Annotated in this window: 8 protein-coding genes and 1 pseudogene; all 9 read right to left on the reverse strand. The window is 43.7% G+C overall.

What is annotated here, in order from left to right; all coding sequences use genetic code 11:
• Positions 1 to 384: 384 nt before the first annotated feature.
• A pseudogene (gene betT, locus ACMHKH_RS13740) lies at positions 385 to 2,553 on the reverse strand (choline BCCT transporter BetT).
• 140 nt (positions 2,554 to 2,693) lie between these two features.
• Positions 2,694 to 4,394 (reverse strand): choline dehydrogenase, encoded by a 1,701-nt coding sequence (gene betA, locus ACMHKH_RS13745; protein WP_413521197.1) that lies wholly within the window; start codon positions 4,392 to 4,394, stop codon positions 2,694 to 2,696.
• A gap of 116 nt (positions 4,395 to 4,510) precedes the next feature.
• A complete protein-coding gene (betB, locus tag ACMHKH_RS13750) occupies positions 4,511 to 6,031 on the reverse strand; it encodes a betaine-aldehyde dehydrogenase (RefSeq protein ID WP_413521198.1) in 1,521 nt (506 codons plus the stop codon).
• A 167-nt stretch (positions 6,032 to 6,198) separates the two neighbouring features.
• Complete coding sequence (locus tag ACMHKH_RS13755) at positions 6,199 to 6,771, reverse strand: TetR/AcrR family transcriptional regulator (RefSeq protein WP_413521199.1); 573 nt, start codon at positions 6,769 to 6,771, stop codon at positions 6,199 to 6,201.
• A 20-nt stretch (positions 6,772 to 6,791) separates the two neighbouring features.
• On the reverse strand, positions 6,792 to 7,136 hold the full coding sequence (locus ACMHKH_RS13760; RefSeq protein WP_413521200.1) for a DMT family transporter: 345 nt from the start codon (positions 7,134 to 7,136) through the stop codon (positions 6,792 to 6,794).
• A gap of 328 nt (positions 7,137 to 7,464) precedes the next feature.
• Complete coding sequence (locus tag ACMHKH_RS13765) at positions 7,465 to 8,589, reverse strand: flavin monoamine oxidase family protein (RefSeq protein ID WP_413521201.1); 1,125 nt, start codon at positions 8,587 to 8,589, stop codon at positions 7,465 to 7,467.
• 52 nt (positions 8,590 to 8,641) lie between these two features.
• Positions 8,642 to 9,295, reverse strand: coding sequence for a cupin domain-containing protein (locus ACMHKH_RS13770; protein WP_413521202.1), 654 nt, complete (start codon positions 9,293 to 9,295; stop codon positions 8,642 to 8,644).
• A 149-nt stretch (positions 9,296 to 9,444) separates the two neighbouring features.
• Entirely contained in the window at positions 9,445 to 10,731 is a 1,287-nt protein-coding gene (locus ACMHKH_RS13775) for an NAD(P)/FAD-dependent oxidoreductase (RefSeq protein ID WP_413521203.1), read from the reverse strand.
• A 76-nt stretch (positions 10,732 to 10,807) separates the two neighbouring features.
• A complete protein-coding gene (locus ACMHKH_RS13780) occupies positions 10,808 to 12,298 on the reverse strand; it encodes an aldehyde dehydrogenase family protein (RefSeq protein WP_413521204.1) in 1,491 nt (496 codons plus the stop codon).
• Positions 12,299 to 12,419 lie beyond the last annotated feature (121 nt).

The raw sequence follows: 12,419 nt of genomic DNA on the forward strand, positions 1-12,419 counted from the left end.
TTGACTATGTTTAATATTTTTTGTTTTTTAGATAAGAGTAATAAAAATTGATACCGCTCAAGAAAATTGGATTTAATAAACAGTAGAGCTAGATATGAAGCATTGCGCTTCGAGGGTAAACTCTATATTGCGATATATTATTAATTTTTCCTGACTCAATAACTATAATACAAAAGCTCATAAAAAGAAAGTACATAAAAGCAAACACGACAACTGTTGTCGCTTACTTTGTACCTAGTAAATTTAATCACTCATTCAAAATTCATTGCACTAGAGCAATATAAAAAACCCATAAGCTGTATCCAACTTATGGGTTTTTCTCATATGCTATTTTTGCTCAAATGCTAACACTTAATAAGTGACATATAGCGTCTGATAAAGTTATTAACGCTCTAAATGTAGATACTGCATATGGCGCTCGTACTGGTGCAAAATATCAACCAGCACTTGCTCTTTGGTATAGCCAACCAAATCATACTCTTGTGAGCCATCGCTTAAGAACACCTCCGCACGATAATAATACTCTGTATGCTTGCTTGAAGTTTTCATCGTAAAGTTAGGTCGCTCAGCCTTGATTAAATTGACTTCATAAATAAAGTCATCTTCATCACCATGTCCAACTCGCAAACTTAGCCCATCTATTTGACCACTGCTTTCATCTAGACCTTCATCGATATCTTGCCCGATATGGGCAGGATTACGAATATCTAAAGACGTTTTTAGACCACCGGCTTTCAGCTCATTTTCAACGTCAATCATTGCCGGTCTTACGATATGCTGCAAAAATCGTTCAACTTGCGTATGACTTGGGAAGCTGACAATACGTTGCAAGCGTGCTTTCCAGCCCTTGCCACTATCAAGTACGTTTGCCATACCAATCGTGCTAGCCTTACGCTTATTACCCTCTTCTTTTAATGACTTCCACATTGACATCATATAAAGCACAAGGATAAGTGAGAACGGCAAGCCTGCAATCACGGATACGGATTGCAATGATTCAAAACCACCAGCAAACAATAACCCTAGGGTAATAAGACCAGTTGCCGCAGCCCAAAATAAACGCAACCAAACAGGCGCATCGGTATCATTGGTCATACCTCTTGAGCTTAGGTTGGCGAGTACTAAAGCGCCTGAATCGGCTGAAGTCACAAAGAATACCAAACCAATAACCACACCAGCAAATGATAATACGTTGCTGTAAGGGAAGTACTCAAACAAGGCAAACATACCCACCGCAGCATCATTGACCGCAATCTCACCAAGTTCGGTTGCACCGTTGGCAACCAAATCTATCGCTGAATTACCAAAGATAGAGAACCAGGCAAAGATAAAACCAAGTGGGATAAACATCACCCCAAAGACAAACTCACGCAGCGTACGCCCACGGCTAATACGGGCAATAAATAAACCCACAAACGGTGCCCAAGCGACCCACCATGCCCAGAAAAATATCGTCCAACCTGACTTCCATTCGGCACCAGCAGTACCATCATAAGCATAAACATCAAAGGTTTTATAAATAATGGTTTGGAAATATTGACCAATATTTTGAGTAAAGGTATTGAGCAAATAAACCGTATTACCAAGAACTAATATCACTAGCAATAATAATATCGAAGACAACATATTGAATTCAGACAGACGACGGACGCCTTTTTCAACACCAGTCATCGCAGAAATAGCGGCGGCCGCGACAACACCTACGATGATTAGCGTTTGAACCATCTAGCTAGATTCAATGCCGAAAACATGAGTTAAGCCCGCATTTGCCTGTAATACACCAATACCTAAACTGGTGGCGATACCCATCAAGGTACAGACCACACCAAAGGTATCAATACTATCGCCAAGCCAGCCCTTAATTAAGCGCTCGCCAAATATTGGTGTCAACGGCGAACGTAGCGCCAGCGGCATATTTTTACGATAAGCAAAGTAAGCCAATGCCATACCGATGAGCGCGTAAATACCCCAACCATGCAGACCCCAATGCAAAAACGTCTGCGAGAGTGCTTCGCGCATAGCCTCTGCACTGGCAGGCTCTAGCCCTGTATGCGGCGTTAAATAATGCATCAAAGGTTCAGACGCACCAAAAAATAATAAATCAATACCGATACCAGCTGAAAACAGCATGGCTGCCCACGTTAAAAAAGGAAACTGGGCTTTTTCGTGGTCTTGACCAAGTTTGATATCACCATATTTAGACAGACCAACAAATAATGCAAAAATACTATAAGCGGCAACGACCAGCATATAATACCAGCCAAAACTTTCTGATACCCAAGCCATACCAGCACTAAGCAAGTTCTGACTATAATCTGGAAAAGAAATGGTCCAGATAATCAATAAAATAGAAATAATAGCTGAGCCTAAAAAAACTGTCTTATTTAGAGTCAGGGGTTTCGTCGCATCTTCTGATGGCGAGCTGTACATAAAAGACCTCAATAAATAGATTAACCAGTGTGTGGTATTGCTTTGTCCGTTATGAGATGATAACCGCATGACGCACAAAGCAGTACTAATAAATAAAAATTTACTGTGTAAAACTTGCTGCATAAATGAATGGCAAGTTTAATAAAAATAGATACAACTATAACTGTATTCATTTTCTTCATAAGTTAACGCTGATAAAAAAGGCCTTTATCTAGAAAGGCCTTCTTATTGAAACTGTGTTATATCATTGATTATTCAAGCGCTTATACGGGTGAACTATAACTCCGCATTGGCTCAGCTCTAAGCGGTGCGCCATTGGCAACATAATAATCTACTGTCGAACGTGGCAACTGCTTGCCGCGCATCTTATCGACGATTTTCTCTGCGAGCATAATGGTGGTCGCATTGAGATTACCGCTGATGATATTTGGCATAATTGACGCATCGACGACACGCAGACCATCGATGCCATGTACCAGCCCTTCACCATTAACCACCGAATCATTGCCTTCGCCCATCGGGCAAGTACAAGAGGGATGGTAGGCGGTCTCGCTATGGTTACGAACGTATTCGTCTAATTGTGCATCGGTCACCAAATCATCGGTTGGCGCAATCGCGCGACCACGGTAAGGATCAAGCGCGGGCTGATGCATAATCTCACGGGTGATGCGCATGGCAGCGCGGAACTCTTGCCAGTCTTGATCATGCGACATATAGTTAAATAAGATACTCGGATGCGCACTTGGGTCTTTAGAGATCAGCTTGACGCGACCACGACTTGGCGAGCGCAATGAGCCCACATGCGCTTGGAAGCTATGAGACGTTACTGCGCTACGACCATCGTAACGTACGGCTAATGGCAAGAAATGGTACTGGATATTGGGATGGGTGAACTTCTCATCGGTACGGATAAAGCCACCACCTTCAAACTGATTAGACGCGCCCAATCCTGTACCATTAAATAACCATTCAGCGCCAATTGCAGGCTTATTCCACCATTTATTGGCGGAGGCAATCGACACTGGCAGCTTACATTCGTACTGCATATACAGCTCTAGATGGTCTTGCAGGTTATTACCAACACCTGGCAAATCAAGAATCTCATTAACGCCCAACTCTTTGAGCCACTGACCAGGACCAATACCTGAACGCTGCAACAGTTGCGGTGAGGCAATCGCCCCTGACGAAACGACGACTTCACGAGACGCGTAGAAATTCTTGGTCTGACCTTGGTGCTCTACTTTAACGCCGACAGCTCGCTTACCATCAAACAAGATGACATCAGTGAGTGCACCCGTCAAAATGGTAATGTTGCTACGCGGTTTAGCTTGGTCAAGATAACCGCGAGCGGTTGAAGCGCGGCGACCATTAGGCGTCACAAAACGATCCATCGGCCCAAAGCCTTCTTGCTGATAGCCATTTAAATCATCTGTGCTTGGATAACCTGCTTGCACGCCCGCTTCAATCATCGCTTGAAACAGCGGATTGACGCCTAGTTTTGAGGTAGTCATCTCAACCGGACCGCCGACGCCATGATAATCATTGGCACCGGCATCTCTGTTCTCTAACTTTTTAAAATAAGGTAAACAATCAGAATAGGTCCAATCTGCCAAACCTTTGATTTTTGCCCAATCATCGAAATCTAAGGCATTACCACGGATATAGCACATACCGTTAATCAGCGATGAGCCACCGAGCCCTTTGCCGCGACCACAGTCCATGACGCGATTATTCATATATGGCTCAGGATCGGTTTTATAGCCCCAGTTATACGTCGTGCCTTGCAATGGTATAGCAAGCGCCGCTGGCATCTGAGTACGAAAGTCTAGACGATGATCTGGTCGACCGGCTTCTAACAGCAATACCTTAATGTTGGCATCTTCAGTCAAGCGCGTGGCCAGCACGTTACCTGCTGAACCGGCACCAACAATGATGTAGTCATACTCAGGTGTGAGGGATGTCATAAAACGCTCCATAATCTTGCAAAATATATAACTTGATATCAGTAAGGTTGAATCAAAGGACAAATTAGCCTTCAGAGCACATGCTTACTGATTAAAATTTTCATAAGTTCAAATGATTAAAATACCGATTCAAACGCGCCCAGCTCTACTTGGATAGACTTGGTCTGAGTATAGTACTCAAGGGCCTCAATACCGTTTTCGCGACCAATACCTGAATGCTTATAGCCGCCCACTGGCATTTGTGCGGCTGACTCGCCCCACGTATTTAACCAGCAAATACCGGCTTCAATCTGCGCAATCACGCGATGCGCGCGGGTTAAATCAGCGGTCACAACCCCTGCTGCCAAGCCATATTCGGTATCATTGGCACGGCGAATCACTTCTTCTTCGCTCTCATAAGTCAGTATTGACATCACTGGACCAAAGATTTCCTCGCGTACAATAGTCATCTCATCGCTACAATCAGTAAATACAGTCGGGGCAACAAATGCACCATTAGAAAGCTTGCCTGACATAATACGTTCGCCACCAGTTAATAAACGTGCGCTGCCCTCTTTACCTTGTTCGATATAGCTAAGCACTCGCTCCATATGCGGGAAGCTGACCAATGGGCCCATATTGACATTCTCATCCATCGGATCGCCTAGCTTGATACGCTCAACGCGCGTTAAGATGGCTTCTTCAAACTTGACCTGTAAAGCTTTTGGTATAAAGACACGCGTGCCATTGGTACAGACCTGACCGGTGCTATAAAAGTTCGCCATCATGGCGATATCAGCAGCGGTATCAATATCAGCATCATCAAATATAATCAATGGCGACTTACCACCAAGCTCTAAGGTTACGTCTTTAAGCGACGATACTGCCGCGCTTGCCATCACTTTTTTGCCAGTCGGTACACCGCCAGTAAATGAAACTTTGGCGATATCAGGATGCTGGGTTAATGCTTCGCCCACTTTATAGTCGCCTTGCACGACGTTAAAAACGCCATCTGGTAAACCTGCTTCAGTGAAGATTTCTGCCAGTTTTAATACCGTTAATGGCGTGACTTCTGATGGTTTAAAAATCATGGCATTACCAGCGGCTAACGCTGGTGCTGCTTTCCACATCGCAATTTGAATCGGATAGTTCCACGCGCCGATACCTGCGACCACGCCTAACGGCTCGCGGCGGGTATAAACAAAGCTCGTATCACGTAGTGGAATCTGACGACCTTCAAGCATCGGTGCCAGACCTGCATAATACTCAATGACATCAGCACCGGTGACGATATCGACATATTTGGTTTCAGAGAGCGCTTTACCAGTGTCTTTAGTTTCAAGTAATGCCAGCCCATCATTACGTTCGCGTAATATCTCAACCGCTTTTAATAAAATACGGCTACGTTCAACCGCCGTCATTGCTCCCCAAATCTTTTGACCTTGCTGTGCTGCTTTTACTGCCTCATTAATCTGTTCATCACTCGTTTGCTGAATAGTAGCAAGCACTTCACCCGTCGCTGGATTAATATCTTCAAAAGTAGCTAATGATTCGTCGATAGCTAAATAACGACCATTAATATAAGCAGTTTGTACTTGGTCTAAATTAATAATATCTGCTAAGTTGTTTAGATTAGTTTTTGAATTTGTATTTATCATGATTATTCCTTACGATTACTTGCTAACTCTATAAAATAAGAGCTAAATAATTTCGTTATGAGTTAAGTTTTTAAAATAAAATTACGAGGTTTCTAATATGTGGTTTTTAAGTTGACATACTTCTTTTATAAATGCTCAAAGCGCTGTGTTTAAAGCAAAGCTACTTGTTAATCATTCTCAGGGTAGGTCGTTTTTATTAAACGCTCACGTATGGATTTTTTATCTGAAATATTTATTCCTGAAAAGTCCGAAAGCCAAATACCATCAGCCACCAGCCGCACCATACACAAAGTCTCAGTATTATCAGTTGCTGCGTGTTTTTTTAATTGCGCATTTGACCACTCAGCCCATAATTTACGTAACTCGCGATCACCTAACATGAGTACATATAGCGTGGCTTGGCTATTGAACTCTTGCTGCCCCTTTTCACCTAAGCTAATCGTGGCATTGATATAAGCACGAGTAAAAGCGCCATAACTGACAACATCTTTCGCCATAGCGGCGTCAACTTCGCTTTCAAACTTTTTCATAGCGTCATGAAACACCTCCATGACTAAGGCATTTTTGGTGGTGAAATGATGCATCACGCCACCTTTGGTTACCCCAACCGCGTCCGCAACCGCTTGAAAAGTGACTTTAGACAGTCCTTGCTCTAAAGTTATTCGTGCTGCTTGATCAAGCAGCGCACGACGGACCAGTTCTGGCTGTTTTTTACGTTTATAAGCGTTTTCTGTTTCCATTTTCATCTCTATGCTAACGGTCAATGCACCACAGAATTAGACAATAAGTTCATCACCACGACACCGCCTACAATCATAGCGATACCAACCACTGCTGCCGTATCAAGCGTTTGCTTAAAGAATACCAAACCGATTAATGATGTCAGCACAATCCCAAGCCCACCCCATAATGCATAAGCGATACCAATCGGTATGGTCTTAATAGTCTGTGTTAATAAGTAAAATGAGATGGCATACAGCACACCCATAATTAGAGTCGGCACCAAACGCGTAAACTGCTCCGACTTTACTAAAAAGGTAGTACCAATCACTTCGCAAATAATAGCAATCGCAAGGTAACCGTAAGCAACAGTGGTAGGACTCATATTTAGGATACCTGTCTCAAATCGAGCGCTTATTAGTCATATATATATTAAAGAAACCGTATGGTCGGTATTTTATAGAAATAATCTGGCAATGTGAAGGGTTAATATGTATTTTGTGTATTTCAGATGAATTGGAACTAGATAGGATTATTAGGAAAAGGCAGATGATGACGTAGGTTTACTTAGCGATCTACACTTGTATTGAATTGGATTATTTTCTTGCTATAAAAGCAAAGCGCCATTGCAGCAAGGAAGATTTAATCTCAAAATAACTGTTTATAGTTATCTTTTTTAGAAGATATTTTTATATTGAAGTCAGCTTAACTAATTAAGAAAATAATGAATCTGGCAGATTTTGCACTCCTTTATGAGCCGCATCAAGAGCACCAGCAAGATAACCTGGGAACTGCGTCGACCATTCACTGCTAATACCTGTTAAACAACTTTCCCATACACCAGATGTTGTTTTAGATGCAGGCGCTGACGCATGCTGACCGTCACTACTTATATCAGCAGCAGTAGATGTAAATGGCTCTTGTGCCCAGTCTTTAAGATATTCTTTCTTAGGATTTTTTGCTTCTGCGCCAAATAGTCGCACTAATTGTGTACGGCAATAAGCCTTTAGTATCTCTTCAGAAATACTTTGACGTACTGGTGCAGGTATTCCTATAAAACCAAATAGCGCACCACTGCCACCTCGCACTGAAGCATCATGAATCTCAACCATAGGACCTTGTGAGCTTCTAGCCGCGCCAGAAAGACCTTGCTTTTGCCAAAAAGGCGTATCATAAACCGCCACATATTTGGCATGTGGTGCCATCCACGTTGCTGTCTGCTGCCATTGTGCTGATAAATTAGTGGGCAAATTAGGCTGAAATTCAATGCTCTCCGCAGCCAAACGTGGTGGTAACGCTAATAAAACATGTTGCGCTTGCAACGTCATTATTTGCCCAGACGCATCTTCGCTGATAATTTCATTAATAACTTCAATTTCAATACCTTGACCGGTATTATTTAACTGGCTTACGATTTGACCGGTCAAAATGCGTGAGGCATCAAGATGAAGATGCAAAGCCTCTATCAATGCTGCCATACCGCCTTTAAGTCGCATAGATGGTGGTGAGCTTTTATAGCCATGTGTACGAACTGCTGCCTCATCAGGCGAGCGCTCAACCATCATTTCACCGTCTTCAAACTGGGCAACCGTCTCTAATCGTAATTCATCGATAAGTTGCGCCAACTGCTGCTGATAAGCTGGCCAAAACCAAGAAGGTCCCAAATCAAAACTGTCGATATTTTCATTATCTTTTGGTAATTTAGCCGTCACGATACGACCACCTAATGTCGACCGCGCTTCTAACAACACATAATCGATACTTTTTTTCTCTAATAAATAAGCCGCGTACAAGCCGCTTAGACCACCACCAACAATCGCTACCGATACTTTTTTCATATTCATTGTCTCAACAGTACTTATAAAATCAGTGGGCATCGATACCGATGATTTATGATAAATGCCCCGTTTTTAGATAAACCGTAGCGCCATTGACGCCTGCTACTATTTCTGACGCCGCATCAACAGGCAAACGTATCCAGCCACCACGTTGATAATTTCGTTCAGCTTCGATTAAGGCGCCTTCTATCACCAAGAGCTCAGCGCCGCCTGTAATTTTATCCGCAAATAACACCTCACCTGCATTTATACGTTGCAAGCTCACCTGCTCCCTTGCATCTGAGTATAAATGGCAAATGTCACGACCACCTTGTACTTGCCAGTTGACTGCATCATTGGTATCGATAGCGACATGATGGATCTCATCAGCTGTCATTTGCCAAAGTTTGACAAAAATCACAGCACCCTCATGACTATAAGGCTGATGCCCTGATGTCGGTGGATTACGTAGATACCAGCCAGCAGGATAATCGCTACTATCCGCCGAAAAAGTACCTGATAACACCAAAATCTCCTCGCCACCTGGGTGAAGATGGTGAGGGAAATTCGATTCAAGGGCATAACGCACGATGCTAGTAGCACGCGCTTTTTCAGCGCCAACACGGTCAAGCATGACGCGCTCGACGCCGCTTTGTGGTGACGGAACCCACTGATAGTGTTCAGTCGCTAGTTCAGCGCGGCATAAAAAATCTGCATTGATAAGCATGATATGACTTCTAATTAAGTGTAATATTGTTTGAAATTATCCTCTGATGGTTAGGTTTTGACAAACCAGATAAACCTATTATCAAAGTAAGTATTTATCATTAAAAAGTAGTCATTCGCTAAAATACTGTATTTTAATTAGCTATTGGATTAGCTAATAATTCTTAGACACTGACCGGCATGGTATAAAGTGAGCCCCAGCTCAGTGATACCTGATTTTAAAGTGGTGAAACGGATTTTAGAATCCTCTATTGTTTTAAACGGCAATGGAATACTTGCTCGATCGCCTGTGGCGATATAATCGGCAAAACATTTACCCATCATCGTACCAGTGGTAATACCGCGACCATTATAAGCGGTGGCGGTCACGATACCTTTGTCAGGCTCTAAGACGCGAAAGATATGATCTTGGGTAAAGCCAAAATTGCCATACCATTCGTACTGCCAGCTGAATTTTGGCAGATAAGGATAGTAGCTCTTTTGTACATACCTTGCCCATGACTGGTAAAACTGCTTAGGTTTACCAGCGCTACCACCGACCGTACCCAGTAATAAGCGACCTTCATGGTCACGTCGAAAGTTCGATAACGCCAAGCGCGTATCCCAAGCGCCCGTTTTATAGGGCAACACACGATTTGCCATATCCCCTAGCAAGGGCTCAGAGGCAATTTGATAATAAGCAACCTTATAAAACGTCTTGCGGATTTGCGTCCATTCGCCTTCGGTGTAGGCATTGGTCGCGATAATCACCCGCTCTGCCTTGATATGTACTTGAGCTGTTCTGACATACCAATGCTGACCAGACTTTTCTAGCGCGTTGACTGGAGACTGCGCATAAATAATCACGCCCAATTGCGTCGCTACTTTTGCTAAGCCTCTGACGTAAGCGAGCGGATTAATAGTGCCAGCACGGTGATCAAGTAGCGCTTTATTGATACTGGTGGTGCCGCAGTATTCATGGCATTTGCTGCCAGTGAGTATCTCGACATTGGCACCGCGCCGACGCAGCTGCTCGTATCTCACCTCCACATCTGCCTCACCTTTCGCATTATGTCCCATATGAATGTTACCTGCCTGCGTCGCTTGCGCATCGATACCATAGCGATGAATCAAGTCAAAGACTAAGCTTGGCGCTGCTCCAAGCGCCTCTGTCAAACGCTCGCCTGCTTCCTCGCCTAGGCTAATGTTCAAATCATCAGGGCGCGCCCACGTACCTGCATTGACCAGTCCCACACTTTTCCCTGAGCCGCCGCTGCCGATACTATGGCTCTCTAACAGTATTACTTTGATACCTTTTTCAGCTAAATGGATAGCAGCAGACAGACCAGTGAAACCACCGCCGATAATACAGACGGTGGTTTGGGCATCGCTTTTAAGAGATTCATAAAAATGGATTTCGGGCGCTGTCACCCGCCATAAGCATTGTTGTTGCAACATATCATCCTCCTTGCACTAAGTACATTTAGGAAGTAGCAAAACGATTGGCTAAGCTAAAATGCGAACTGGCAAGGTATTAGCCAAAATTGATACCCTGCGCTAATGGCAATTCTGTCGAATAATTGACGGTATTGGTCTGACGACGCATATAGTTTTTCCAAGCATCCGAGCCTGATTCACGACCGCCGCCCGTTTCTTTTTCACCTCCAAATGCACCGCCAATCTCAGCGCCACTAGTGCCAATATTAACGTTGGCAATACCGCAGTCACTGCCTCGATTACTCAAAAATAACTCAGCTTCACGTAAGTCATTGGTGAAAACACAAGAAGACAGTCCTTGTGGGACATCGTTTTGCATCACTAGCGCATCATCAAACTCTTGATAAGGCATAACATATAAAATTGGTGCAAAGGTTTCGCGGCGTACCACGTCATTCTGCTCATCAAACTCAACGATGGCAGGTCTTACATAATAGGCATCTGGATATTTATCTATCAGTACACGCTCGCCGCCTATGACTTTACCGCCAGCATTACGGGCGTTCTCTAACGCTACTTGCATGTTATCAAAGCTATCTTTATCAATTAAGGGACCAACTAAATTACCCTCGAGTGGATGCCCGATACTAACGGTCTTATAAGCAGATTTGATGCGTGGTAAGATATCTTCTTTCACCGACTCATGAACGAACAGACGACGTAAAGTGGTACAGCGCTGACCTGCTGTACCCACTGCGGAGAATAGAATGCCACGTAGCGCTAAATCCAAATCTGCCGTTGGTGCCAAAATCATGGCGTTATTACCACCAAGCTCAAGTAAACACTTACCAAAGCGAGCGGCAACTTTAGGTCCTACTTCTCGGCCCATGCGCGTACTGCCTGTGGCACTGACCAAGGCGACATCTTTGTTTTCGACCAAAGCGTTACCAATATCTGTTTCGCCTAATAGGATTTGAGATAGATTAGCAGGTGCCTCACCAAATTTTGCTAAAGCTTTGTCAAATAAAGCTTGGCAGGCTAATGCAACCAGTGGGGTTTTTTCTGAGGGCTTCCAAATAATGGGATTCCCACAAGCAATGGCTAAAGCGGTATTCCAGCACCAAACAGCAACGGGAAAATTAAAGGCAGAAATCACGCCGATTACGCCAAGCGGATGCCATGTCTCACGCATATGGTGACCCGGACGTTCTGAAGCGATAGTTAGACCGTATAGCTGGCGCGATACGCCTACTGCAAAGTCGCAGATATCAATCATCTCTTGCACTTCACCAAGGCCTTCTTCTTTGATTTTGCCCGCTTCAATTGATACTAAAATACCCAAGTTTTCTTTGTGTTCACGCAGCACTTCACCTAACAGACGAATCAACTCGCCACGTTTAGGGGCAGGAACGACACGCCATTGTTGAAAAGCCTGTTTGGCATTTTGGATTTTAGTATTGACGTCTGAGACTTTATCTAACGTGACTTTACCGATGACCGAGCCATCTATTGGGGTGGTGACGTTAAAGTCGCCATTTTGATAGCGTGTTTCTTCTACGCCCATTGCAGACATATATCGCTTAATCATAATCAATCCTTTGTATGTTGGTATATTGGTTTATGACGTCCTTGACTGACCGATAAAACTACCTAAATACTGATATTATCATACAGCGATTTAGCATAAGATGGCGACAACTTAGTAGTAG

The organism is Psychrobacter glacincola (assembly GCF_965118485.1).
GTDB classification, from domain to species: Bacteria; Pseudomonadota; Gammaproteobacteria; order Pseudomonadales; family Moraxellaceae; genus Psychrobacter; species Psychrobacter glacincola_D.

Coding starts and splice junctions, on each gene's coding strand:
- betB (WP_413521198.1), bottom strand. CDS start 6,031: ATGATAAATACAAATTCAAAAACTAATCTAAACAACTTAGCAGATATT.
- ACMHKH_RS13775 (WP_413521203.1), bottom strand. CDS start 10,731: ATGTTGCAACAACAATGCTTATGGCGGGTGACAGCGCCCGAAATCCAT.
- ACMHKH_RS13755 (WP_413521199.1), bottom strand. CDS start 6,771: ATGGAAACAGAAAACGCTTATAAACGTAAAAAACAGCCAGAACTGGTC.
- ACMHKH_RS13765 (WP_413521201.1), bottom strand. CDS start 8,589: ATGAAAAAAGTATCGGTAGCGATTGTTGGTGGTGGTCTAAGCGGCTTG.
- ACMHKH_RS13760 (WP_413521200.1), bottom strand. CDS start 7,136: ATGAGTCCTACCACTGTTGCTTACGGTTACCTTGCGATTGCTATTATT.
- ACMHKH_RS13780 (WP_413521204.1), bottom strand. CDS start 12,298: ATGATTAAGCGATATATGTCTGCAATGGGCGTAGAAGAAACACGCTAT.
- betA (WP_413521197.1), bottom strand. CDS start 4,394: ATGACATCCCTCACACCTGAGTATGACTACATCATTGTTGGTGCCGGT.
- ACMHKH_RS13770 (WP_413521202.1), bottom strand. CDS start 9,295: ATGCTTATCAATGCAGATTTTTTATGCCGCGCTGAACTAGCGACTGAA.